23 protein-coding genes are annotated in these 24,430 nt (G+C 72.3%); 14 read left to right on the forward strand and 9 right to left on the reverse strand.

The annotated features are described in order from the left end of the window. Window positions 1-92 precede the first annotated feature (92 nt). Genes WME97_RS47340 through WME97_RS47355 form a run of 4 tightly spaced genes read left to right on the forward strand, consistent with a single transcriptional unit; the run spans window position 93 to window position 4,616 of the window. A complete protein-coding gene (locus tag WME97_RS47340) occupies window positions 93-812 on the forward strand; it encodes an ABC transporter ATP-binding protein (protein WP_437547681.1) in 720 nt (239 codons plus the stop codon). Continuing rightward, on the forward strand, window positions 809-2,068 hold the full coding sequence (locus tag WME97_RS47345; protein ID WP_437547682.1) for an ABC transporter permease: 1,260 nt from the start codon (window positions 809-811) through the stop codon (window positions 2,066-2,068). Before WME97_RS47340 ends, WME97_RS47345 begins: the two co-directional genes overlap by 4 nt. Next, complete coding sequence (locus tag WME97_RS47350; protein WP_437547683.1) at window positions 2,062-3,261, forward strand: FtsX-like permease family protein; 1,200 nt, start codon at window positions 2,062-2,064, stop codon at window positions 3,259-3,261. The genes WME97_RS47345 and WME97_RS47350 overlap by 7 nt, the downstream gene beginning before the upstream one ends. Further along, the gene (locus WME97_RS47355; RefSeq protein ID WP_437547684.1) at window positions 3,258-4,616 is read left to right on the forward strand and encodes a sensor histidine kinase; all 1,359 of its coding nucleotides are present in this window, start codon (window positions 3,258-3,260) and stop codon (window positions 4,614-4,616) included. The genes WME97_RS47350 and WME97_RS47355 overlap by 4 nt, the downstream gene beginning before the upstream one ends. On the opposite strand, the gene WME97_RS47360 is transcribed toward WME97_RS47355, so the two are convergent. From WME97_RS47360 to WME97_RS47375, 4 genes are all read right to left on the reverse strand, one after another. Then, window positions 4,609-6,015 carry a sigma-54-dependent transcriptional regulator gene (locus WME97_RS47360; RefSeq protein ID WP_437547685.1) on the reverse strand — a complete coding sequence of 469 codons (1,407 nt, stop codon included), beginning with the start codon at window positions 6,013-6,015 and terminating at the stop codon, window positions 4,609-4,611. The two genes, WME97_RS47355 and WME97_RS47360, sit on opposite strands and share 8 nt — an antisense overlap. A gap of 35 nt (window positions 6,016-6,050) precedes the next feature. Beyond that, window positions 6,051-6,662, reverse strand: coding sequence for an NADPH-dependent FMN reductase (locus WME97_RS47365; RefSeq protein WP_437547686.1), 612 nt, complete (start codon window positions 6,660-6,662; stop codon window positions 6,051-6,053). A gap of 203 nt (window positions 6,663-6,865) precedes the next feature. Then, window positions 6,866-7,393, reverse strand: coding sequence for an oxidoreductase (locus tag WME97_RS47370; RefSeq protein WP_437547687.1), 528 nt, complete (start codon window positions 7,391-7,393; stop codon window positions 6,866-6,868). Continuing rightward, complete coding sequence (locus tag WME97_RS47375) at window positions 7,390-8,316, reverse strand: class I SAM-dependent methyltransferase (protein ID WP_437547688.1); 927 nt, start codon at window positions 8,314-8,316, stop codon at window positions 7,390-7,392. The genes WME97_RS47370 and WME97_RS47375 overlap by 4 nt, the downstream gene beginning before the upstream one ends. A 200-nt stretch (window positions 8,317-8,516) precedes the next feature. On the opposite strand from WME97_RS47375, the gene tam reads away from it, so the two are divergent. After that, entirely contained in the window at window positions 8,517-9,287 is a 771-nt protein-coding gene (gene tam, locus WME97_RS47380; protein ID WP_437547689.1) for a trans-aconitate 2-methyltransferase, read from the forward strand. Window positions 9,288-9,305: 18 nt separating this feature from the next. Here tam and WME97_RS47385 read toward each other — a convergent pair whose 3' ends face one another. Next, entirely contained in the window at window positions 9,306-9,686 is a 381-nt protein-coding gene (locus WME97_RS47385; RefSeq protein ID WP_437547690.1) for a hypothetical protein, read from the reverse strand. 450 nt (window positions 9,687-10,136) lie between these two features. On the opposite strand from WME97_RS47385, the gene WME97_RS47390 reads away from it, so the two are divergent. Both WME97_RS47390 and WME97_RS47395 read left to right on the forward strand, forming a co-directional pair. Then, complete coding sequence (locus WME97_RS47390; RefSeq protein WP_437547691.1) at window positions 10,137-11,504, forward strand: CotH kinase family protein; 1,368 nt, start codon at window positions 10,137-10,139, stop codon at window positions 11,502-11,504. Window positions 11,505-11,925: 421 nt separating this feature from the next. Then, window positions 11,926-12,579, forward strand: coding sequence for an exonuclease domain-containing protein (locus tag WME97_RS47395; RefSeq protein ID WP_437547692.1), 654 nt, complete (start codon window positions 11,926-11,928; stop codon window positions 12,577-12,579). On the opposite strand, the gene WME97_RS47400 is transcribed toward WME97_RS47395, so the two are convergent. Further along, window positions 12,515-13,021: a MarR family winged helix-turn-helix transcriptional regulator gene (locus WME97_RS47400; RefSeq protein WP_437547693.1), complete on the reverse strand. Its 507-nt coding sequence runs from the start codon at window positions 13,019-13,021 to the stop codon at window positions 12,515-12,517. The two genes, WME97_RS47395 and WME97_RS47400, sit on opposite strands and share 65 nt — an antisense overlap. 50 nt (window positions 13,022-13,071) lie before the next feature. On the opposite strand from WME97_RS47400, the gene WME97_RS47405 reads away from it, so the two are divergent. The 3 genes from WME97_RS47405 (at window position 13,072) to eutB (ending at window position 17,482) form a co-directional block, all read left to right on the forward strand. Then, window positions 13,072-13,749 (forward strand): DUF4336 domain-containing protein, encoded by a 678-nt coding sequence (locus WME97_RS47405; RefSeq protein ID WP_437547694.1) that lies wholly within the window; start codon window positions 13,072-13,074, stop codon window positions 13,747-13,749. Window positions 13,750-13,828: 79 nt separating this feature from the next. Continuing rightward, entirely contained in the window at window positions 13,829-15,241 is a 1,413-nt protein-coding gene (locus WME97_RS47410) for an ethanolamine ammonia-lyase reactivating factor EutA (protein ID WP_437547695.1), read from the forward strand. 39 nt (window positions 15,242-15,280) lie between these two features. After that, complete coding sequence (gene eutB, locus WME97_RS47415) at window positions 15,281-17,482, forward strand: ethanolamine ammonia-lyase subunit EutB (protein ID WP_437547696.1); 2,202 nt, start codon at window positions 15,281-15,283, stop codon at window positions 17,480-17,482. A 180-nt stretch (window positions 17,483-17,662) separates the two neighbouring features. Here the strand turns inward: eutB and WME97_RS47420 are convergent, their stop codons facing one another. After that, window positions 17,663-18,526 (reverse strand): AraC family transcriptional regulator, encoded by an 864-nt coding sequence (locus tag WME97_RS47420; protein ID WP_437547697.1) that lies wholly within the window; start codon window positions 18,524-18,526, stop codon window positions 17,663-17,665. A gap of 120 nt (window positions 18,527-18,646) precedes the next feature. On the opposite strand from WME97_RS47420, the gene WME97_RS47425 reads away from it, so the two are divergent. From WME97_RS47425 to WME97_RS47435, 3 genes are all read left to right on the forward strand, one after another. Then, window positions 18,647-19,297, forward strand: coding sequence for a glutathione S-transferase family protein (locus tag WME97_RS47425; RefSeq protein ID WP_437555639.1), 651 nt, complete (start codon window positions 18,647-18,649; stop codon window positions 19,295-19,297). Between the two features lie 123 nt (window positions 19,298-19,420). Continuing rightward, a complete protein-coding gene (locus tag WME97_RS47430) occupies window positions 19,421-20,437 on the forward strand; it encodes an aldo/keto reductase (RefSeq protein WP_437547698.1) in 1,017 nt (338 codons plus the stop codon). Window positions 20,438-20,464: 27 nt separating this feature from the next. Then, window positions 20,465-21,292: a helix-turn-helix domain-containing protein gene (locus WME97_RS47435; protein WP_437547699.1), complete on the forward strand. Its 828-nt coding sequence runs from the start codon at window positions 20,465-20,467 to the stop codon at window positions 21,290-21,292. A 129-nt stretch (window positions 21,293-21,421) separates the two neighbouring features. On the opposite strand, the gene WME97_RS47440 is transcribed toward WME97_RS47435, so the two are convergent. Further along, window positions 21,422-22,369, reverse strand: a complete 948-nt coding sequence (locus WME97_RS47440; RefSeq protein WP_437555641.1) for a zinc-binding dehydrogenase — start codon at window positions 22,367-22,369, stop codon at window positions 21,422-21,424. Between the two features lie 186 nt (window positions 22,370-22,555). Here WME97_RS47440 and WME97_RS47445 point away from each other — a divergent pair, with 186 nt between their 5' ends. Next, entirely contained in the window at window positions 22,556-23,488 is a 933-nt protein-coding gene (locus tag WME97_RS47445; protein WP_437547700.1) for a LysR family transcriptional regulator, read from the forward strand. A 70-nt stretch (window positions 23,489-23,558) separates the two neighbouring features. Here the strand turns inward: WME97_RS47445 and WME97_RS47450 are convergent, their stop codons facing one another. After that, window positions 23,559-24,371: an alpha/beta hydrolase gene (locus WME97_RS47450; protein WP_437547701.1), complete on the reverse strand. Its 813-nt coding sequence runs from the start codon at window positions 24,369-24,371 to the stop codon at window positions 23,559-23,561. Window positions 24,372-24,430: the final 59 nt, after the last annotated feature.

The raw sequence follows: 24,430 nt of genomic DNA on the forward strand, positions 1-24,430 counted from the left end.
CGATGCAGGGGGCCGCTTCACGCGACGACGGTAGCTGTCTGGCCGGTGGCCTTGAAGATAAAGTACCTGCATTTCCTGCCAGAGAGACCGACATGCTACGGATGACGAACGTCACCAAGGTCTACCGGCGCGGCCTGTTCGAGACCCACGCGCTTGCCGGGTTCACGCTGCACGTCGCGCGCGGCGAGTTCCTCGCCGTGATGGGCCCCTCCGGCTCCGGGAAGACGACGTTCCTCAACGTCGCAGGGCTGCTCGATCCCTTCGACGGGGGCGAGTACCTGCTCGACGGCGAGCCGATGCAGGGGCTCTCCGATGCCCGCGCGAGCGCCATCCGAAACCGGAAGATCGGCTTCGTGTTCCAGAGCTTCCAGCTCATCGCCGACCTCGACGTGTTCGACAACGTCGACGTGCCGCTGCGGGTCCGCGGCCTGGCCGCGCGTGTGCGGCGCGAGCGCGCCCTGCGCGCGCTCGAGGGCGTCGGCCTGAGCGCGCGGCTCCACCACCGGCCCAGCGAGCTCTCGGGCGGCCAGCAGCAGCGCGTCGCGATCGCGCGCGCGCTGGTCGGCGAGCCCTCGCTCCTCCTGGCCGACGAGCCCACCGGCAACCTCGACTCCCGCTCGGCGCGGCAGATCCTCGATCTGCTCGAGCGCATCCACGCCGGCGGCACGACGATCGTCATGACAACGCACGACCCCGAGCTGGCGGCGCGGGCGCGCCGCAGGGTCCACGTGCTCGACGGCAAGCTCATCGATCCCTGGGCCCCCGCGCCGCCGGTGCCGCCCTCGGAAGCTCCGCCGGAGGGCCTCCCGTGACGGCCGGCGACGCGCTCCGGATGGCCCTCAGGAGCCTCGGCCGGCAGCCCGGGCACACCGCCATCATGCTGCTGGCGTTCACGCTCGGCCTCGCGGCATGGACCGCCGCGCGCGCGGTCCTCCACGCGCGCGCGTCCGATCCGTTCGCGTCGGCGCGCGGGCTCTACTTCGTCTCCCTCCCGCGGGAGGGCGGCGCCGTCACCGATCCCAGGGTGATCGATCCCCCGAGCTACCGGGATCGCGTCCTCCTCGAGAGCCCCCACCCTTCGCGCGCGTCGGATCTCTTCGCCGCCGTGGCCGCCGGGAGCCCGGACGACGGCCCGCTCGTCCCTGTCCAGGTGATCTTTTGCACCAGCGATCTCTTCGGCATGGTGGGCGCAACGGTCCGGAGCGGCGCGATCTGGCCGGCGGCGGAGGGCGCCGGCCAGGAGCGCCCCGTCGTGCTCTCCGACGTGGCGGAGCGCGCGCTGTTCTCCGGAGCGAGCGGGATCGGTCGCACGCTGCGGCTCTTCGGCGAGCCGTTCCGGGTGGTCGGCGTCGTCGCGCTCCCGGCCGCCCCGCGCACGCGCGCCCCGCGCACGGCCGTCGTCTTCGCGCCGAGCGCCGCCGGCCTCGCGCTCGGCGTCCGGCCGGCGCTGGTCCGTGAGGTCGAGGACCCGGGCGGCAGCTTCGACGCGCTCGCCGCCACCGACAACGGCTGGCTGGATCTCGTGGTCGAGCTGCGCGACGAGCCCAGCCGGGCCGCGTTCCAGGCCGAGCTCGACGCCTACGCCCGCGGCGAGCGCGCGCGCGGCCGGCGCGTCCTCGGGGCCGAGCTCGTGCCGCGCGAGCGCCTGCACGCGCTCCGCGCGGACGACCCCGGAACGACCCTGTTCGTCCTGCTCGCCGACGTCCTCCTCGGCGCCTGCACGCTCAGCGTCGCGCGGCTGCTCGAGGGCAAGCTCCGGGCGAAGCGCGCCGAGATCGCCGTCTACCGCGCGTTCGGCGCGAGCGCCCGCGGCGTCTTCCTCGGGCTCCTGACCGAGGTGGCGCTCGTGGCCGCGAGCGCCGCCGCGCTCGCCATCGGCGTCGCCGCGGCGGCGCTCGAGATCGTCAACCGCGTCATCCACCTCCGGCCGGTCGACTACCACCTCGAGGCGCGCTCCGCCGGCGCGGCGCTCGTGGCCGCGATGGCCGCCGGCCTCCTCGCCGGCGCGTACCCGGCCCTGCGCGCGGCGAGGATCCCTCCGGCCGAAGGGCTCCGGCGATCGTGCTAGGCCCCCTCGTCAGGGCGCTCTCTCGCCGGAAGACGCCCGCGCTCCTCATGGTGCTCGAGACCGCCTTCGGCTTCGCCGTGGCCGTGCACGCCTCGGGGCTCGCCGTCCACTATGCCCGCGGCGCCTCCGCGCCGCGCGGCATCGAGACGCGGTCGCTGCTGCTCGCCGCGACCGAGCGCGACGGCCCGAGCTTCGCGTCCCTCGACGAGCGCGCGGCCGCGGTCCGCCGCGACGCCGCGGCCCTCGCGCGCGTCGCCGGCGTCCTCGCCGCCGCCGAGGCGACCGCGGCGCCGTTCAACCTCACGCACCGGGAGGTCGTCGAGACGACCCTCCCGGGCGGCCCGCGCGCGGTCGCCTGGATGCTCGACGATCGCGGCGGCGTCGCCGAGGTCCTCGGCCTCGCTCCCCTCGCGGGGCGCCTGCTCGCCGCAGGGGACGCCGCGGGCGCGGAGGCGACGCCCGCCGTCGTCACGCAGGCGCTCGCGGCGCGCCTCTTCCCGGACGGCCGCGCGGTCGGGCAGATCGTGCGCCGGAGCGCCCGGCAGAGGCCCCTCGTCGTCGTCGGCGTCGTCCCGTCGTTCCGCGTCGCCATGGGCCGCGATCCCGACGACGCCCAGCGCGCCCTCTTCGCGGCCGAGGGGCCCGCCCTCGGCCGCTCGCTGACGTACCTCGTCCGTGTCGGTCCGGGCGCTGACGACCGCGCCGGCGCGCGCGTGCGCGAGGCCCTCGAGCGCGCCGATCCGCGCCGCGCCGTGCTCGTGCGCCGGCTCGACGAGGGCGTCGACCTCGACGCCGGCACGAGCCGCGGCGCGGGCGGCCTGGCCCTCACGCTCCTCGGGGCGATCTTCGTCGTCGTGTTCCTGGGGCGCATCGGGATGGCCTCGCTGCTCGTGGCCGAGCGCCGCCAGGCCCTCGGCATCCGCCGCGCCCTGGGCGCGACCCGCGCCGACGTCGCGCGCCTCGTGCTCGCGGAGAACGCGCTGCTCACGACGGCCGGCCTCGGCGCCGGCGCCGTCGCCCTCGCCGGGCTCCGGGCCGCGGCGCGCGCCGCCGCCCCCGAGCTCGACGTGCCCCTCGAGCCGCCGACGGTGCTCCTGGTCGCCGTGGCCTTCTGGCTCGCGGGCATGGCCGCGGCGCTCGTGCCCGCGCTCCGGGCGAGCGCGGTTTCCCCCGCGGAGGCGTCGCGATCATGACCTCCTTCCGCGCGTGGCCCCGCGCGCCGTTCCGTGTGCCCCTCCAGGTCCGCCTCGCCTCGGTGGTCGCCCTGACCGCCGCCGCGGCTTGCGCCGGGAGCCTCGCCGCCGCGCGAGCGCAGGCGTCCCTGCCCGTGTCCGCCCTTGCGGGGCTCGGGCTCGCCCTGGTCGCCGGCGCGCTCGCCTCCCGCGCGCTGCTCGGGCGCGCTGTCGGCCTGCTCCGCGCGGTGACCGACGGCCTCGCGAGCTTCGCCGAGTCCGACTACACGCAGCGCGTCCGGCACGACCGCCGGGACGAGCTCGGGGATCTCGTCGAGCGCCACAACCGCCTCGGCGACGCCCTGCGGGCGCAGCGCGACGACCTCTACCAGAAGGAGCTCCTGCTCGAGACGGCGCTCGACGCCACGCCCGTCGCGATGGTGCTCCACGACGAGGCGGGCCGGATCGTGTACGGCAACGGCGCCGCGCGCGCCCTCTTCGCCGCGGGCGAGCGCATTGGCCAGAGGACGCTCTCCGCGCTGCTCGCCGGGGAGCCCGAGGAGCTCCGCGCCGCGATGGTCGCCGGGCGGGACGCCCTCGTGTCCGTCGAGCGCCGGGGCGAGATCGAGACGCTGTACGTCGCCCGCCGCGCGTTCCGCCTGAACACCCAGGCGCACGTCCTCGTCTCGGTCCGGTCGCTCACGCGCGAGATCTCGCGCCGGGAGGCGGAGCTCCACAGGAACGCGATCCGGTTGATCAGCCACGAGCTCAACAACTCCCTCGCGCCGATCTCCTCGCTCCTCCACTCGGGCCGCCTCCTGCTCGATCGCCCGGAGCAGCGGGAGCGCCTCGGCGTGGTCTTCGACACCATCGAGGAGCGGAGCGCGCACCTCGCCCGCTTCCTCGCCGCGTACGCCGAGCTCGCGCGCCTCCCGCCGCCCGCCCCCGAGCGGGTCGCGTGGCGCCCTTTCCTGGAGCGGCTGCGCGGGCTCGCGCCCTTCACGCTGGGCGGCGCGCCGGACGAGCCAGGCTTCTTCGATCCAGCGCAGATCCAGCAGCTCCTCCTGAACCTGCTCAAGAACGCCGTGGAGGCCGGGAGCCCGCCCGACCAGATCGAGGTCTCGGTGCGGCGCCTCTCGACGGGCGAGCTCGCGCTCACGGTGGCCGACCGCGGCCACGGGCTGCCGGACGACGCGCCGGGCAAGGCGCTCCTGCCCTTCTACTCGACGAAGCAACAGGGCCGCGGGCTCGGCCTCGCGCTCTGCCGCGAGATCGCGACCGCGCACGGCGGCGCGCTCGCGCTGCGGCGCCGCGAGGGGGGCGGGGCCGAGGCGGAGTGCCGCCTGCCGCCGCCGCCGGACGAGCGCGCTACTTGAGCTTCCGCTCGATCTGGATCCCCAGCCGGTCCATGCGCCTGTAGAGCCCCTGCCGGCTCAGGCCGAGCGACGCCGCGGCCTTGGCGACGACGCCCCGCGCCTCGACGAGCGCGCGCTCGATCTCGAGGCGCTCGGAGGAGGTCGCGGAAGGCGCGGGCGACGCGGCGTGCGCAGCTGGCGCCGGCGGCACGCGCGCGACCGCGTCGAGCCCCAGGTCGTGCGGCTCGATCGTCTCGCCCTTGCGCACCAGCGCCGCGCGGGTGAGCCGGTTCTCCAGCTCGCGGACGTTGCCCGGCCAGTCGTGCTCGGCGAGCGCGTGGCGCGCGCGCTGGCCGAGCGTCACCCGCTCGCCGCCCGCCGCGCGCGCGGCGAGGCGATCGAGCAGGTGGCTCGCGATCGGCGCGATGTCCTCGGGGCGATCGCGCAGCGCGGGGATCGTCAACTCGATGACGTTGAGCCTGAAGTACAGGTCTTCGCGGAAGGATCCCTCGGCGATCGCCCGCGGGAGATCGCGGTTGGTCGCGCTCAGCACGCGCACGTCGGCCTTGCGGGTGACGCTGCTCCCGAGCCGCTGGTACTCGCCGGTCTGGAGGACGCGCAGCAGCTTCTTCTGGCCGTTCAGCGACAGCGTGCCGATCTCGTCGAGGAAGAGGGTGCCGCCGTCGGCCTCCTCGAAGCGGCCGGCGCGGAGGCGGGTCGCGCCGGTGAACGCGCCTGGCTCGGCGCCGAACAGCTCCGCCTCGACGAGCTCGTCGGGGAGGGCCCCGGCGTTCACCTTGACGAACGGCCGGTCCCGCCGCCGCGAGTTGGCCTGGACGATGGTGGCGAGCAGCTCTTTCCCGGTGCCGTTCGGCCCGGTGATGAGGACGGGCACGTCGGCGGGCGCGACCTTGACGGCGAGGCTCACGACCTCGTGCATCGCGTCGCTCGCGTACACGAGCCCGGCCAGGTCGTGGCGCTCGGCGAGCCTGTGCCGCGCGCGCCCGCGCTGGGCCAGGAGGCGCGCGTTCTCCTGCTCGAGCGCCCGCAGCCGCGCCAGGTTGCCCACGGTGGCGACGAGCTTCTGGTCGTCCCACGGCTTGGGCACGTAGTCGCTCGCCCCGGCCTTGATCAGCTCGACCGCGCCCGCGATCGACGTGAACGCGGTCATGGCCACGACGGGCAGCTCGGGGTCGACGGCCTTGATCCGGCGGAGCAGCTCCATCCCCTCTTCGCCCGAGGTGGCGCTCTGCCGGAAGTTCATGTCCTGGACCACGGCGCCGAGCTCGTCGCCGAGCACCGCCGCCATCGCCTCATCGGGCGTGGCGGCGACGCGGACCTCGTGCCCGTGCAGCTCGAACAGCGTCGTCAGCGCGACACAGACGGCGGGCTGATCGTCGATGACGAGGATCTTCGGCACCCGGCGAGACTAGCGTGTTCGCCGCCGGGGGCCCGTCACATCCCGTAAGGGTACTTGGCCAGGTCGATCGCGCCGCTCGCGCGGACCTGCTGCAGGGCCTTTCCATACTGGAGGAGCATGCCCAGCGCGTAGCGGAGCCGCTCGCGGATGCGCTCGTCGTCGGGGGATTGCGGCGCCTCAGGGTCGTTGAGGAGGCCGCGGACGTTGCGCACGATCACGTGGTCCGGGATGTAGCAAAGGTACGTGTTCTTGTAGCTGCTCATGCGCAGCTCCGCGATCGGGTAGGCGCCGCCCGAGCTCGCGGAGACCCCGACGATGAGCGCGGGCTTGTGCGCGAGCTCGCCCCGGGAGCAGAGGAGGAAGAAGTTCTTGAGTCCGGCGGGGACCATGCCGCCCCACTCCGGCGCGATGATCACGAAGGCGTCGGACGTCTTGAGCTCGGCGGAGATGGGGCCCCAGACGCGCTCCCATTTCTCGGACGGCTGCCAGACCTCCGGATCCCAGAGCGGAAGCGGGTTGTCGGCGAGATCGAGCGTGTAGGTGGAGGAGACGTCCGCCGACGACGACAGCTGTTGCTGCACGTGGCGGGCGATCTTCCCCGATTCGGAGCCGTTGCGGTGACTGCCTGAGATGACAGCGAGCTTCATAGGGTATTGCGTGCGGCCGGCGACGGATCGCGCGGCGCTCCTCGGTGATCGGTGGATTGCGGCGCGATGCTACCCCGCGCTCGCGCGGCGGGTCGAGGAGTTCGTCGGCGCGGGTGACCCTCGGCCCGCGCCGCGAGAGGCGCCGTGGCGACAGGCGCCGCGCGCGGCGAGCGTCGCGGCCGGAGCCGCTTGAGGAGGACCGTTTACGAAGGCTGGAAGGGGATGGGCCGACCGCGGCGCCAGCCGCGCCCGAGCAGCCGCTCGATGAGGCCGATCGTCAGCGCCGAGGCGAGCGTCAGCGCGGCCGTCTCCGCGCGCGCGGCGGCCAGCGCCGCGAGGAGCGCGCCCGCGGCGAGGACCCAGGGGCGCACCATGGTGAGCGGGCCCAGGATCGTCACGCTGGCGAGCACGCGCGCCTCGTGGATCGGCAGCGCGTAGGCGAGCAGGGCGGTGCAGACGAGGGCGGCGTAGGCGCCGTAGACGAGGATCAGGCGCCGTCCGGCCGCGAGCAGATCGATCCAGAGGCCCGCGGGGTCGGGCGCGAGCCCGAGCACGGCGAAGGTGAGGGCCGCGAGCGCGGCGACGGCGAGGAGCCCTGCGAGGGCGCCGCGGCGGACGGCGCGGAGGAAATAGGCGCGCTTCTCGATGCGCGGGTTGCGGCCGGCGGCGTCGCGAAAGCCGCAGAACGCCGCGTCGACAAGGGCGAGCAGGGTGAGCAGCGCGGGGATCACGAGAACGCCCCGAGCCGGCGGCCGGCGCGCGGGCCGAGCTGCTCGAGCTGGTCGACGAAGCGCGCGCGCAGGTCCGGGCGGAGGCCGATCACCGCGTGCATGATGCGCAGGACGGGAAAGGGCCCGACGTGGCCGTCGAACAGCGCGGAGCAGAGGCCCTCGGCGCCGGCGCGCGCCGCCGCGAGGAGCGCGTCGCCGGCGTGGGCGCGGAGGGCGGAGAGGACGCCGTCGTGGCGGGAGAGCGGCTCGCGCATGCGGGCCTGGTGGAAGATCCAGGCGCCGAGGGGAGACAGGTGGCTCGGCTTGATGTCGAAGTGGATGAACGCGAGGGCGCCGGCCCTGGCCTGCTCGCGGAAGAACGACACGAGGGCGTCGCCGCGGAAATGGTGGACGACGCCGGTGGACAGGAAGACGGTGGCTGGCTCGCGCAGCGTGAACGCGTTGGCCACGTGGAAGCGGCACGGGAGGCGCTCGTCGCTGGCCGCCGCGCGCGCGGCCTCGATCAGCGCGCGGTTGTAATCGCAGCCCACGAGCTCGACGTCGGCGCCCAGCGCCCCGCGGGCGGCGAGCCAGCGGACGACGTAGCCGAGCCCGCAGCCCACGTCGACGACGCGCAGGGGGCGGGGCGCGCCGGCGGCGCGCAGCGCGTCGAGCAGCGGCGCGAGCACGAAGCGGACGCGCGCTCCCTGGTCGAACTCCTCGGACAGGCGCTGCAGCTCGGCGTGGACGCGGAGCAGGAGCGCGTCGACGGCGGCCTCGTCGAGCAGATCGTCCCGCGCCGGGAGCCGCGCGGCGAGCCGGGCTGCGCCGGGGCGGCCTGCGGCGCGGAGGCGCTCGACCACCGCGCTCCGGCGCACGGGCAGGCGCGCGAGGGTGTCGGGATCGTAGTCGACGAGGAGATCGGAGATCTCCGGAGCATCCACCGGCGCGAGGGTGCCGCTCCCGTGCGGGGATGTCCAGCGCGGCGGCCTCGGCGGCTCCTGCGCTGTCGCGGGTGCGATCGCCGCCGGGGGGCGTCCCCGGTTTCTGCGTCGACAGGCGCGCCCGGATCTGCTGGAAGTAGGCAAAGGAAACGGCGGCGGGTGGGCTCACGCTCTGCCGCGCTGGATCGATGGAGGGCGCGATGGCGGACTGGGATCCTGCGCAGTACCTGAAGTTCGAGGACCAGAGGGCGCGCCCTGCGATTGACCTGCTCGGCCGGGTCGACCTCACCGCGCCGGGCGACATCGTCGATCTCGGGTGCGGGGCCGGCAACATCACCCGCCTCGTGGCGCAGCGCTTCCCGGGCCGGGGGGTCCTCGGGGTCGACAGCTCTCCGGAGATGCTGGCGCAGGCGCGCGCCGCGCTGCCCGGGGCGCGGTTCGTCGAGGGTGATATCGCGCGCTTCGCGCCGTCCGCGCCGCCCGCGCTGATCTTCAGCAACGCCGCGCTGCACTGGCTCGACGACCACCAGGCGCTGTTCCCGGCGCTGCTCGGGCGGCTCGCGGCCGGCGGCGTGCTGGCGGTGCAGATGCCGAGGAACCACGGCGCGCCGTCGCACGCGGCGATGGTGGAGGCGAGCCGGTTGCCTCGCTTCCGCGACAGGCTGGCGGCGGTGGTGAGGGAGAGCCCGGTCGCGGCGCCGGCGGCGTATTACGGGATGCTGGCGCCGCACGCGGCGCGGCTCGACATCTGGGAGACGGAGTATCTGCACGTCCTCGAGGGCGCGAATCCGGTCGTCGAGTGGACCAAGGGGACGGCGCTGCGGCCGCTGCTCGCGGCGCTCGATGAGCACGAGCGGGCCGAGTTCCTGGAGGAGTACGCCGGGCGGGTGGCGGCGGCATATCCGAAGGCGGCGGACGGGAAGACGCCGTTTCCGTTCCGGCGGTTGTTCCTCGTCGCCACGGCGCGGTGAGCGCCGCCTCCGCGCGGATCAGCGCGTGTACTCGATGGCGCCGACGCCTTCGGCCTCGGGCAGCACGGTCACGAGCGCCTGCGCCCCGACGGAGGCGGACGAGAGCGAGGAGCGGACGGCGACGAGCCATGTCCGGTCGCTCCTGCGCGCGACGAGGATGGCGCAGCGCTCGCCCTGGGGCGCGCCCGCGCGCGCTTCGGCCTCCTGGACCACGCGCGCCTCGGAGGCGTCGCAGCCCTGGACGTCGAACTTGCGGTTCAACAGCGCGGTGAGCGCCATGCTGGCGGCCTTCTTCGCGGTGACCTCTTCGGCCGTCGGGGCCGCTGGGGGCGGCGCCGGGGCGCACCCGGCGGAGAGCGCTGCGAGGAGGGGTATCCACCGTGCGATGGTGCGTGTCACGGCGCTGTCCTATCGCGGCGGCGGCGCCAGGGGAAGCCGGTGCCGTAACAAATAGGTACTCCACGAGGAGTGGGTACGGACGGATCCGCGCATACGCGCCCTGCTCAGCGGCTCGGTTGGGAGCACCTACCGGCGGATTGCTGCGTTCAGCGACACGCCGGGCGGGCGCCCTCGATGCGCGCGGTGCGCCCTACGACCGGATCGACGAGTCGCCCTCGCCGAAACCTCCGAAGAGCAAGCCGACGAAGCCGGGGTCCGGCCAGGGGCCCGAGACGGCTCACGGATCGTCTCGGTTCGCTCCTGTGAGCCGTCCCGGGGCGGAGGCGGTCCCTTGAGATCGACCGGAACGCGCCGTCCCGTCCCCTGCCATGCACCAGCAGCATCAACGGTGTGACAATGACCGACACCCGCCACAGCAACATCGGGAAGTGTATTCGAAGGAGATATGGAATGGATCGATTCCTTGGCTTCATCATGATGGCGGCGTCGAGCATCGCCATGGTCGGTTGCGGCAGCAGCGGCAGTGATGCCGACAGCGGCGGCAGCGGTGCCGGCACGGGCATCGGTGGCGGCGGCGACAGCGGTGCCGGCAGCGGCGGCAACGGCGCCGGCACGGGCGACGGTGCCGGTACGGGCAACGGCGCCGGCACGGGCGACGGTGCCGGTACGGGCAACGGTGGCGGCACGGGTGTCGGTGGCGGCACGGGCATCGGTGGCGGCGGCACATCCTCGCTGGACACGGACACCGGCTGCTCCGGCGTGTTCAACCCCGATCAGGTGCTGGAGTACGCCATCACGATGGCGCCCGACGATTACGCCGCCATCCTCGCCGACACCACGTTCTCGCTCTCCCTCCCCGGGGAATTCAGCTGCAACGGCGGCGCGCCCATGCAAGTCGCCATCGAGCGCAAGCGCTCGGGAGGCGCCACGAAGGTGGGCCTCAAGGTCGAGCTGGATTCGACGGTCGCCGGGCAATCCTTCTACGGCTTGAAGAAGCTGGGGTTCGACAACGGCACGAGCTCCGGCTCCAATCAGGACGATGCCACGCCGCGCGACGTGATCGCGGAGTATCTCGGCTGGCGCTTCATGCGCGCAGCGGGCGTCATGGCCAGCCGCAGCGCGCTGGCCAAGATCAGCATCAACGGCGGCCCGGCGATGGTGTACGTGCATGTCGAACAGGTCGACAAACGTTTCCTTCAGGATCGGCTGGGCGAAAACGGCGGCTGGCTCTACAAGAAGTCCGGCGGCGACGGCGACGGCTTGAAGACGCACGAAAACGACGGCGTCGAGAATCCGCACGAGGCCTGGTACTGCTTCCTGCAGAAGGGCGGCTGTGCCAGCCCTGACGACGCCACGCTGGCCGAGCAGCTACCCGCGCGCGCCGACATCCCGCAGATGCATCGCCTGGGCGCCGTCAACGCCATCATCGGCAACACGGACGGCCTGCTCTACAAGGACAACAACTACTACCATTACGATTCCATCGACGGGAAACGCACCTACATCCCCTGGGATCTCGACACCACCATGTCGGCTTCGGTGGACATCATCAACGACAGCGTGCCCGGCGGCACCACCGCCTTTACCGACGCGTTCTTCCGCCACTGGGAGGCGGACTATCTCGCCATCGTCCAGCAAATCCTCGACGAAAAGATCACAGCGTCCTTCGTGGAGGCCGAGCTCAACCGCGTCCTCAGCGTCGCCGGTGCGGCCATCGACGCCGACCCCGCCCTCGCCGACGGCGCCGCCGACGCGGTTTCCACCCTGCGCGCCTGGTGGCAAAAGCGCCTCCCGGAACTACAGCAACAACTCGAGTGAGCGCGGGGTCACGCAGCGCTCCCCCCACCCCAACGCCGCGCAGTTCAGAGCGCGCACGCCGACCTGGCAGGCCTTGCGAGCCACCGGAGCCAGCGCGCCGCGCGTTTTGTCATGAGTATTCGAGAATCATTGCTGGTGGTGGTGGCGATCACCGACGAGGACGAGCAGCCTCACGAACGCCCTCGCGGCGATCCGGGATGCATGCACGGAGTTCGTGCCGGTCCCGAACTGAAGCGATGCCCACCGGGGAGACGCGCTGGCCGGGCGAAGCCGCTGTCGCCCGCGTGACGGCACGCCGACTCGGCGAGCGCGATCGCCGCCGCGCGGGCGAGCCCGTTGAGGTGGCGTGTCCGGAATCGTGTCCGGGTCCTCCGGTCATCGCGACCGCAGACTACCCGCAACGAATTCAAGGAGAACGCCGATGTCTTCCCTCACTCACTACCTGGTCATCGATCTCGAGGCGACCTGCAGCGACGACCCCGCCTTCCCCCGCGACGAGATGGAGATCATCGAGGTCGGCGCCGTGCTCGTCGATGCCGGCACCCTGCGACCCGCCGCCGAGCTGCAGTGCTTCGTGCGCCCGATCCGACACCCGCGCCTCTCGGCGTTCTGCATGCGGCTGACGAGCATCCGCCAGGCCGACGTCGACGCCGCGCCGCGCTTCCCCGCGGCGGCGGCGCGGCTGAGGGAGCTGGTGCGCGGGAAACAGGCGCTCTTCTGCTCCTGGGGCGGCTACGACAAGCGGCAGATCGAGCGCGACGCCCGCCGCCACGGGGTGGCGCTGCCCTTCGGCGGCGATCACCTCAACCTCAAGCGGGCCTTTGCCCGCCGTCTCGGCGCCGAGCGCGAGCTCGGCGTGGGGCAGGCCCTGCGCCGGGTCGGCCTCTCGTTTCAGGGGACGCAGCACCGCGCCATCGACGACGCCCGCAACATCGCGCGGCTCCTGCCGCACGCGCTGGGCCTCGAGCCCCACGCCGCCGGCGCTCCCGGCAGCCCCGACGCGCCGGCGCTCACCGGCGCTCGGGCGGCGTCTCCGGGGCCTCCGGTGCCTCCAGCGCCGCGAGGAGCGCGGTGAGCCCCTTCTTCAGCGAGGTCATCTGCTTCTCCCCCAGGGCTCGCGTGAGCTCGTCCTCCAGCTCCTGCAGCACCCCGAGCCCGTGGAGGAGCATCTTCAGCCCGTGCGGCGTGAACCGCACCCGCTTCGCCCGCCGGTCCTCCGGATCGGGTGTCCGCTCCACCACGCCCGCCGCCTCGAGCTCCTCCACGAGCTGACCCACCGCCTGCTTCGTCACGCCGGCGCGCTCCGCCAGGTCGATCTGCCGCGTGCCCTCGAGGTCGATGTACGGCATGAGCGCCGTGTGCGCCCGGCGCACCCCGGTCGCGCCGCGCCGGACGACGCGCGCCACCGCCCGCTCGTCGAGCAGCCGCGCCGAGCGGAGCAGGAGCTGCCCGAGGCTCGCGCGCTTGCGCCGCTCGAGCTCGGCGACGTCGCATGGATCGAGGTTGTGCTTGGTCATGATGGTCAACTTGCTTGACTAAATGGTCAAGCTGATTTACCAATTGGAGCATGCTGCGACGGCTCGATCAATCCCTCTGGGTTGCGGAAGACACGTTGAAGGTGGGGTTTCTCCGGTTTCCGGTGCGATCTCCGGTCGTGCGCCTCGAGGACGGCGGGCTGCTGCTGTTCTCGCCGCTGCCGAGCGTGGAGCGGGAGGCGGACGAGATCCGCGCGCTCGGCGAGGTGCGGGCGATCGTGGCGCCGAACCTGCTGCACCACCTCGGCCTCTCGCCGGCGGCGCGGCTGTTCCCGGGGGCGCGGCTCTACGGCGCGCGGGGGCTCCGCGAGAAGCGCCCTGACGTGACGTTCACGGGCGCGCTCGACGGCGCGCCGGACCCGCTCTGGTCCGCGGAGATCGACCAGGTGGCGATCGGCGGGATGCCGAAGCTCGAGGAGACGGTCTTCTTCCACCGGCCGAGCAGGACCCTCTTCGTCTGGGATCTCTGCTTTCACATCGCGCAGAGCGAGCACCTCCCGACGCGCCTCTTCATGCGCCTGAACGGCGCTTACGGGAGGTTCGGCCCGTCCCGCATCGCGCGCTCGATGATGCGCGATCGCGCGGCGGTGCGCGCCTCGGTGGAGCGGATGCTCGCGTGGGGGCCGGAGCGCATCGTGGTGGCGCACGGCGACGTCGTCGAGCGCGGCGGTCGAGACGCGCTGCAGGCCGCGTTCGAGCGGGTGCTCTGACGTCCCTGACGTGGAGCGGCGCGCGGGCGCCGGTGCGGTAGGACTGTGGCCTGGCCATGAAGATCAGGAAGGTCCGGTGATGGGCGCCCAGGTCACCCTGCTCGGCCTGGATTTCGGCTCCACCACGAGCTGCGCCGTGGCCGCCTCGGCGACGCTCACGCGCGCCGCGGGCAGCGGCCGGGTGGAGCTCGGCGCGCTGGAGGAGCGGTACCGATCGGAGATGGCGCTCACGCCCCTCGCCGGCGACGCCCTCGATCTCGACGCCGCGGCGGCGCTCCTCGATCGCTGGCTCGCCGAGGCGGGCGTGGCGCCCGGGGCCCTCTTCGGCGGCGGGGCGATCATCACCGGCCTCGCCGCCCGCCGGAGCAACGCCGACGCGCTCGCCGCGCTGATCCGCGCGCGCGTCGGCGAGGCGCTGCTCGCCGTCGCCGAGGACCCTTGCCTCGAGTCCTGGATGGCCTTCATGGGCAGCGCCGCTCCCCTGTCGCGCGCGCGCCCCGGCGAGCCCCTCATCAACCTGGACATCGGCGGCGGCACCACGAGCCTCGCGCTTGGCCTGGCCGGCGAGGTCCAGCGCACCGGCTGTCTTCTCGTGGGCGCGCGGCACGTCGCGCTCGACCCGCGCTCGCGCCGCCTCCGCGCCCTTTCGCCCGAGGCCCGCGCCGCCTTCGACCACCTCGGGCTCCGCCGCGGCCCGGGCGAGGTGCTCTCGCAGGCCGAGGCCGAGGCCGTCGTCGCCTTCTACGTGGAGCTGCTCGAGGCGGCGATCACGGGGCGCGCCGGCGCCTTCGACACGCCCGCGGCCGCGCGCCACGTGCAGGTGCCCTTCTCGCTGCCGGAGGGGCTCGCGACCCCCGCCCTCACGTTCTCCGGGGGCGTGGGCGAGCTGATCTACGCCGGCCTGGCCGGGCGCCCGCTGCCCGAGCCCGCTCACCACGGCGATCTCGGCGTGGACCTCGCCCGAGCGATCCTCGCGTCACCTCGGCTGAGCGCGCGGGTGGCGACGCCGGCCAGCATGGGCCGGGCCACGGCGTACGGCCTGCTGCGCCACGCCACCCAGCTCTCCGGCGCGACGCTGTTCCTCCCGCGCCCCGAGCGCTTGCCCCTGCGCGACGTGCCCATCCTGGCGCGCATCTCGCCGGCCTCTTCCGACGCCGAGCTCGATCACGCCATGGATCTCTTCCGCTGGAGCACCCGCGGCGGCTGCCTGGAGATCGCCTTCGACGACGTCTCGGCGACGACCCTCAAGCGCCTCGGCGCGCGCCTCGCCGACGCGCTGCGCCAGGGCGGGGCGATCCCGGAGCACCCCCTCGTGCTGCTCACCGCGCAGAACGCGGGCAAGGCGCTCGGCGGCTACGTGACCGGCTGGGGCGCGCTGCCGGTCGACCTCATCGTCATCGACGAGGTGCAGGCGCACGGCGCCCAGTTCGTCCAGGTCGGCTGCCTGTGCGATCAGGTCCTGCCCGTCTCGTTCTACGGGATGACGCCATGACGTCGCTCGGCGAACCTTCCGTGAAGGGAGGAGCGCGCCGTGAAGGAACCGACCCCGCTCGATCGGATCGATGTCCCTCGCCCCCGGACCGACGTTGTCTATGAGGCCCGCCTGCCTGGCCACGGCGGCTCGTTCCGCGGCTTGAAGCGGCTCCTCGGCGCCGCCGACTGCAGCAAGGCCGGCGATCGCCAGGCAGGCCTCGCGGCGAGCGACGACGCGGCGCGGGAAGCCGCGCGGGATCTGATCGGCGAGCTGACCCTGGAGCACCTCCACGATCACCCGCTCACCGACGCGCGGGGCGGGATCGACGCGGTGATGCGCGTCAATTACGACATCGATCGCGACGCCTTCGCCGGCATCGCCTCGCTGCGCCTCGGCGAGCTCAAGGACCACCTGCTCCGCGCGCCCGGCCCGGAGGTGGCGCGCCTCGGCCGCGCCCTGACCGGGGTCATGGCCGCGGCGCTCGCCAAGCTCTGCGACGTGCACGAGCTCGTGTACCTCGCCCGCAAGATCAGCCGCCCGACCCGCGCCCGCACGCTCCTCGGCGCCCCCGGCACGCTCGCCTCGCGCCTCCAGCCGAACCACCCCACCGACGATCTCCGAGGGATCACCCTGCTGCTCTACTGGGGCCTTTCCATCGGCGCCGGCGACGCGCTGCTCGGCGTCAACCCCGCGTCCGGCACGGTGGAGACCACCGCCGCGATCCTCCGCCACCTCGACCGCATCCGCCGCGCGACCGGCGTCCCCACGCAGATCTGCTGCCTGTCGCACCTCAAGGTGCAGCTCGCCGCGCTCGACCAGGGCGCGCCCGTGGAGATCCTCTTTCAGAGCCTGGCCGGCACCGAGTCCTGCTGTGTCACCGAGTTCGACGTCACCGTGGATCTCCTCGACGAGGGCTATCGCCGCATGGCCGCGCGCGGCCCGCTCGCCGGCCAGGCAGAGCAGTTCATGTACTTCGAGACCGGTCAGGGCAGCGAGCTCACGTACGGCAAGCACGAAGGCATCGACATGGCCACGGCCGAGGCGCTCTGTTACGGCCTCGCCCGCCGCTGGGACCCGTTCATGCTCAACAACGTCACCGGGTTCATCGGCCCGGAGACGCACCTCGACGACCGCGAGATGATCCTCGCGAACCTCCAGGACCATTTCATGGGCAAGCTCCTCGGCGTGCCGATGGGTATGGCCCCTTGTTACACCCTCCATGCCCACGTCACGCTGGAGGGCCAGCAGATGGCGACGCAGCTCCTCACCGCGGCGGGCGCCAACTACTACATGGATGTCTGTCTCAACACCGATCGCATGCTCGCCTATTTCGACACGAGCGGGCATGACGTGCAGACGCTGCGGGAGATCCATGGCCGCGCGCCCGGCGGCGAGTTCCTGGAGTGGGCCCTCGCGCGGGGCATCCTGGCGCGCGCGGGGGAGGGGCAGGGCGAGGCGGGCGCGATCACCCGCGGGCCGCGCTTCGGCGACGTGCGGCAGTTCTGCCCGGACGAGGCCGAGCTCGCCGAGCTGCTCGCGGCCACGCCCGCCGCCTATGGCTTTGCCACCGCCGGCCCGCGCCCGGCCAACGCGGTGAGCCGGCGCGGTCGCCGCGACGAGGCCATCGCGCGGGCGGCGCTCGCCACCGAGCTGCGCGAGGACGAGCTGGCCCGCGTCGCCGCGTTCCGCCTCGTCGCCACGACGGCGGCCAGCAAGGGAGAGCACCTCGGCTCCGCCGACGCGGGGGCGCGCCTCGCCCCGGAGAGCGCCGCCCGGCTCGCGCCGGAGGAGGCCGAGGTGCAGATCGTGGTGTCGGACGGCCTGAGCGCCGAGGCCGTCCATCGCAACATCCCTGATCTGCTCCCCGTCCTGCTGGACGGCCTGGGGGCGCGCGGCGTGACCGTGGGCCAGCCGCTGCTCGCGCGTTACGGCCGGGTGAAGCTCGCGGAGGCCGTCGCCGAGCGGCTCGCGGCGCGGCTGGTCGTCGTGCTGCTCGGCGAGCGCCCGGGCAGCGGTGAGCTCGCCTCGAGCAGCCTCTCGGCCTACCTCGCCTACCGCCTCGCGCCCGGCGCGGACCAGGAGGCGGCCGCCGCCTTCAGCGGCAATCCCGGGATCGGCTTCGAATACACGGTGATCTCCAACATCCACGCTGGCGGGCTGCCCGCCGCGGAGGCGGGGGGCGTGATCGTCGAAAAGGTAGTGGCGGTGCTCGCTCACCGTGCGGCCGGCAACCGGCTGGAGGCGTCGCTCACCGGCTAGAGCGACAAACGGGTTGAAACCACGAGAAAAAGCAAAAATTTCACAGGGAGGCGGGGAGGCGGGGAGCGAGAGACCGCAAGAGAAAGAACTTCATTCTTTCTTCCTCCCCGCCTCCCCGCCTCCCTGTGAAAATTCTCCGGGTTTCAACGTAATCGGTGTTCTAGCGCCGCGGGTCAGAAATCATGCCGGGATATCGTGCTTCGGCGATACGCCGAACTTGCGCGTGTAATCGCGGCTGAACTGCGCCGCGCTCTCGTAGCCGACGTCGAACGCCGCCGCGGACACCGAGATCGTGCCGGCGCGCAACAGGCGGCGGGCCTCGAGGAGCTGGAGGCCCTTTCGATACTGAAGCGGTGACGACGCCGTGATCGCCCTGAAGTGCTTGTGAAACGAAGACGCGCTCATCCCGACGCTGCGCGCGAGCTCCGGGATCTCGACGGGCGATCGAAAGTCACGCCGCAGCTGTGCGATCGCGCGCGCGATCGCGCTGGCGTGGCTGTCACGGCGGATCAGGTCCCGCAACATGCCGCCAAACGGCGCCGTCGCGAGCCGGTAGTGGATCTCGCGCGAGACGAGCGGACCAAGCACCGCTGCATCCATCCGCGCGCCCGCGAGCGCGAGATAGCGATGGAGCGCGTCGACGAGCCTGGCATCGCAGGTGTGGACCGCGAGCGAGCGGGACTCCGCGGCGGAGGGAGGCGAATCGGCCATCGCCTCGACCAGGTCGCGCAGCGTCTCCAGCTCGACATCGAAGAGCAGCACGAGGTACGGGGCCTTCGTGACGCGCGCGATCACCGGAAGGTCGTGGCTGATGAGCAGACACTCGCCAACGCTCATCGGAAACGAATCGGCTCCCAGCACCGTTTCTTTTCGCCCCTGGAGCACAAGCCCCATGACCGGCTCGTAGACCGCGGCTTCGAACGATGTCGGCTGGTGGTGCCGGAGGATGCCGAGGTTCTTCAGCGGTCGCACGTACTGGCCAGCGCGGTCCTTCGGGCGTGGGAGCTGGCTTGCAGCGAGCTCGGCGAGCGCCGCCAGGTTCATGCAGCGAGCGTAGCACCATCACGCTTTTCTGTCCCCGGCGAGAGGATCGAGCAAGAAGCAGAGAGCTACCGGCAAGCATCTCGCGACGTGCGGTCGTACGTTGAGCTCATGGCGAACAACATGCTGACCGTGCATCACCTCGGGCGTTCCCAGTCGGAGCGGATTGTCTGGCTTTGCGAGGAGCTTGGGCTCGACTATGAGCTGAAACGGTACGAGCGCCGAAAGGACAACAGGATGGCGCCGCCGGAATACAAGGCGCTGCACCCGATGGGGACGGCGCCGATCCTCACCGACGGGCAACTGGTGCTCGGCGAATCCGGGGCGATCGCCGAGTATCTGATCGCGACCCATGGCGAGGGGCGGCTCGCCGTGCAGCGCGGCCAGGCCGGGTTCGCCGACTATCTCTACTGGTTCCACTTCGCCAACGGGACCTTGCAGCCGGCCGTCCTGCGGGTGTGGTACCTGGAGCGCATCGATGCGTCCGAGAAGAACACAGCGCTGCAGGCGGCGAAGGAGCGGTTCGACCTGATCTTCTCCACGGTGGAGAAGCGTCTGGGTGAGGCGGCTTATCTCGCCGGTGCGGAGCTGACGGCGGCGGACATCATGACGGTGTTCTCGCTGACCACCATGCGGCTGTTCAAGCCGTACGATCTCTCGCCGTGGCCGAACATCCTGGCTTATTTGCAGCGGATCGGCGCGCGCCCCGCGTATCGGCGGGCGATGCAGAAGGCGGATCCGGGCATGACGCCGTTGCTCGGGGCCACTCCATGACCGAGGGGCCGGTCGGCCGCGGGCTTGATCCGCGGGTCTGGTGCCCGGTTGGAGCGAGACGCCGGGTCCCCGGATGTCCGGTTCTTCCAATCGGAGGCCGCGGGCGCGTGGCATGAACACCCCATGACCCACCTCGACGCCACGATGAGCCGCTCCCCGCTCCGATCGACTCCGCTGGGCAAGACCGGGCCCAGCGTTTTTCCTGTCGGCCTCGGCTGCATGGCGATGTCCGGCGCCTACGGCCCGGCCGAGGACGCCGAGAGCGTGGCGACGATCCGCCGCGCCATCGAGCGGGGGATCACCCTGATCGACACCGGAGACTTCTACGGCAACGGGCACAACGAGCTCCTCATCCGGCGCGCGATCGAGGGGGTACGCGACAAGGTCCAGCTGTCGGTGAAGTTCGGCGCGATGCGCGGCCCGGACGGCGCCGCGCTGGGCATCGACACCCGCCCGGCGGCCGTGAAGAACTTCGCGACGTACAGCCTGCAACGGCTGGGCGTGGAGGTCATCGATGTGTACCGCCCCGCGCGCCTCGACCCGCAGGTGCCCATCGAGGACACCGTCGGGGCGATCGCCGACCTCATCAAGGCCGGCTTCGTCCGGCATGTCGGGCTGTCCGAGGTGGGGGTCGAGACGATCCGGCGCGCGAGCAAGGTGCACCCGATCGTGGACCTGCAGATCGAGTACGCCATCGCGACGCGCGGGCCCGAGGCGTCCATCTTCCCCGTGCTCGCAGAGCTCGGGATGAGCGCGACGCTCTACGGGGTTTTTGCGCGAGGGCTGCTCACCGGCAGCAAGCCCTCGGGAAAGGGGGACTTCCGGCAGTACATGCCACGCTTCGCAGGCGAACAGGGGGCAAAGAACGCGAGCGTCGTCGAGAAGCTCCACGCCTTCGCCGGCGAGCGCGGGATGACGCCGGCTCAGGTCGCGCTCGCGTGGGTGCTGGCGAAGCAGCCCACGCTGGTGCCGATCGTCGGGGCCCGCACGCGAGCCCAGCTCGACGACGCCCTCGTGGCCCTCGACAAGCCGCTGTCGGCGGGCGACGTCGCGGCGCTCGAGAGCATCGTGCCAGCGGACGCGATCGGCGGCACGCGCTACCCCGCCCAGCACATGAAGGCGCTCGACAGCGAGCGGTAGCCGCTCGACGCGGCCATCCGCGTCGGCTTGAACGGCCGCACGAGAGGCGTAAGAGTGACGAACGTGGCCGCAGCGATGGATCTCCCCACCCTCACGCTCCCGCGCTTCGTCGAGGACGTCCGTGATGTCGCGGCACCCCCCGGTCGGGTGTTCGACGTCGCGTGGCTTCCCGACGGCAGAACGGGCCTCTTTTTTCGAGTGCTCGAGGGGGGGAACGAGGGGGACGTGTGGGTCGCGGGCCCCCGAACGCGCGCGATATTCAAGAGCAAGACCGGCCTCGCGCGGACGGTCACTCTTCGGTTCAAGCCTGGCTGGTCGGTTCCGCTGCTCGGCGTGGCAGCGAGCGAGCTCACGGACCGGATCGTTCCGCTGGAGGACGTGTGGGGCCGCGCGGGGCGCGAGCTCTGCGGTGAGCTGCTCGCCGCGAGGACCCGCGCGGACGTGATCGACCGTGTCGCCCGGGCGCTCGCCCTTCGCGCCGGCCAACCCTTCGAGACGGCACCGGGGCAGCTCGCCCGTCGTGCGGTTCGCTTGCTCGAAGGGGGCGAGGTCCGGGTGGAGAGCGTTGCCGATCGGCTCGGCGTCACGGCGCGGCATCTTCGCCGCGCTTTCACCGAGAACGTCGGCATCGGCCCGAAGGAGTTCGCGCGGACCGTCCGCCTGCAACGCGCGGTGCGAATGGCAGCGACCTCGTGCGACTGGGCGCGCATCGCCGCGGACGCGGGCTATTATGACCAGGCCCACCTCATCGCCGACTTCCGTCAGCTCGTCGGGCTCACCCCGGGCGCGTTCTTCAAACGCGCGGGCGGCCGGATGACCAGTTCTCCGTGCATGCAGGCTGATGATCGACCTTAGAGCGGCGGTCACCCGCACAGGAGACGGGTCCAGATCGGCGTTTTCGGCGCGGAAGCGCACTCCAGTGCGCTGAGCACCGAAAACGTCGAGATGGGCCCGTATCCGAAGCGGGTGACCGCCGCTCTAGGCCTATGCGTTCGGCACGAGAACGCACCGCACATCGGGCTCCTCGTTCCAGGCATCGGTCACAGCGCTGAGCGGCAGACTCTTGAACGGCGCACGAAAGCCGGTTGCCGGGGCCGCTGCCAGCAACTCGCCGGCCCCGGCCAGCAGCTCCTTCACGGGAACGCTCCCGATACCGCTGCCGATGAGCTCGAGCCCCGTGCTGCGCAGGATGTCACCTCGGATCGGGATCTCGTCGCCAGCCACGGTGCCCAGCTGAACAAAGCGCAGGCGTGGCTCGCCGGCCCTGGACCCACGGTCCTTCGTCGCTGCCCGGAGAACGCGGGCGGCCGGCTCGCCCCACACGAAGTCGAGCACGACGTCGACGCCTCGATCGAATTGATCCCGTAGTGATCGATCCGCGTCATCGTCCAAGGCGATCTTCACGTCGGCGTCGAGTCGGTCGAGCTTCACCTTGTCACGACCGACGGCGATCACCTTGCTCGCTCCGAAGTGACGGGCGGTTTGAATCGCCATGCCGCCTGCCGCGCCCGTCGCGCCGTTCACGAGCACCGTGTCGCCCTTCTGGAGGAGCGCCCGGCGTGACAGCGCAATCCAGGAGGCGAGCCCCGCGGTCGCGATCGCTGCGGCCTGCTCATCGGACAGCGCGTCGGGCACCGGCACGATCATGCTGTCCATGGCGAGCGACCTCTCGGCCATCGAGCCGAAGGGCGCCTTCGGGAACAGGAAGTAGACACGCCTCCCCGCAGCGTCTGTGCCGACGCCATCGACGCCTGGGACGAAGCCGCCGCTCTTTCCGCTCGCATAGTGCCTGCCCGAGGCCAGGCCTTTGACGATGGGGCTGAGCGGAGCGGCGTGTACGGTCACCACGGTCTCACCGTCGCCGGGCTCCGGCTCACGGAAATCATCATAGGACGGCGGGACACCGAGCGCATGTACGACTGCGGCCTTCATGCTGAAACCTCCAATCGATGATTGCGGTGGTGCCGTGTCGGCGACGACCGAGCCCGTTTCCCCCGAACCCCCGCGATGACGCAGTGCATGTGCGTGCTCCTTGTTCTTCACGGCGAACGCGCCGTCGACACGGGGAAGATGCGCCCGCTCGGTGCATCGGTCTACTGCATGATAGACATACCCATCATGCCTGCCCTTCATGACGTGGCCTCGGTCGATCTCAACCTCGTGCGGGTGCTCGGCGCGCTCCTCGACGAGCGGCACCTCACGCGCGCGGGCAAGCGGCTCGGCCTCACCCAGTCGGCGACGAGCCATGCGCTCGGCCGGCTCCGGCGCCTCTTCGGCGATCCGCTCTTCGTCCGCACCTCGCGCGGCCTCGCCCCGACGGCGCGCGCCCAGGAGCTTGCGGAGCCGGTGCGCGACGCGATGCGCGCTCTCGATCGCTGCTTCCGCGCCGAGGAGCCGTTCGTGGCCGCGAGCGCCGTCCGCAGCTTCAGCGTCGCCACCGCCGACTACGGCTCCTTCGTGCTCGCGCCGAAGCTCCTCGATCGCCTCGGGCGCGAGGCGCCGAATGTCGATCTCTGGCTCCGCGCGCTCGACGCCTCCTTCGAGGAGCAACTCGCCCGCGGCGACGCCGACGTGGTGGTGGCCCCGGCGCGCAGCGACGGGCTCCCCGCCGGCGTCCGCTCACGCCCGCTCTACCGCGAGCGCTTCGTGTGCCTCGTGCGCAAGGGGCACCCGCTGGTGAAGAAGGGCATCGATCTCGCCTCCTGGACGTCGATGCGCCACGTCTTCATCGCCCCGCGCGGCACGCCCGGCGGCGTCGTCGACGAGACGCTGGCGCAGCTCGGGAAGCGCCGTCGCGTGGCGCTGGCGGTGCCGCACTTCCTCCTCGCGCCGCACGTGGTCGCCGGCTCCGACCTGGTCGTCACCGTCGGCGCGCGCGTGGCCGAGGCCTTCGCGGAGATCCTCCCTTTGCGCGTTGTCGATCCGCCGGTGAAGCTCCCCGGCTTCGAGGTGCGCATGTACTGGCACGAGCGCCACCACCGCGATCCGGCGCAGCGGTGGTTCCGCGACGCGGTGCGCGGCGCGGCCGAGCCGTCGCCCGTCAGGGCGTGACGCCGCGCGAGGGCTGGAGACGTCGCCCGCCGGCGGCGCCCGGTGAGCCGAGCGCGCACGCCGGATCGCGCTACCCCAGGAGATGGAACCGCAGGAACCCCAGGAGGCTCCTGATCGTCTCTCGCGAAGCCCCGCTGTCGTCGAGCAGATCGAACGCGTGGGGCGCCGCGGCCTGGTTCACGAGCGTCACTGGCAGGTTGCGGGCCAGCGCTCCGGCGACGAAGTCATCGATCGTCTCGTTCAGGTGAGGCATCCTGTCCTGTCCTGCCCTGGCAATGAACAGCGGCAGGTCCGGAGGGAGGTCGTCGACCGACTTCCCGGCGCACGGGTTGACGAACCGGAACTGCGCCGCCGCCTCCGCGACGCGGGTGGACGCACCGAGATCGAGCATGAAGCCGTAGCAGAGGGCGGCGCACCGCAGCGAGCCGCTCGGTTCCCGCATCAGCGCCGACAGGGCCATGGGGACGTTGCCGGAGCAGGCCCACAGGCCGATCCGGCGCTCGTCGATCCCGAGCGAGGCGGCGTTCTGCCGCAGGTGCTCGAGCAGCGCGTGGAGATCGGACGGCTCCCGGTTCGTGTAATTGACGCCCACGAGGCCGGAAGCGGCCACCAGCCGTCCCCACGACGTGGACTGCCCAATCTCCTTGCGTTTGCAGCCGAACACCGACTCGAACCCCGGATCCGGATATCCGGACACGAAGACGACGGCTGGCGCCCGCGCCACGGCCACCGCGGTTGGTGGAGCGTAGAGGTCGAAGGTCAGGGCGCCTGCATCGGTCGCCTGGTACGCGATGTCCCTGCGGAGGATGACGGCGTCCATGCCGGGGATCTCGAGGACCGCCGTCCTCTTCATCATCTTGTCTCGCTCGGATTCTTGGCTCATCTGTGCTTCTCCCTGCTGTGCTCCAGCACGACGAAGCTCAGCGCTTGATGGCCGCCGGG

The organism is Sorangium sp. So ce367 (assembly GCF_051520455.1).
GTDB lineage: Bacteria > Myxococcota_A > Polyangia > Polyangiales > Polyangiaceae > Sorangium > Sorangium cellulosum_B.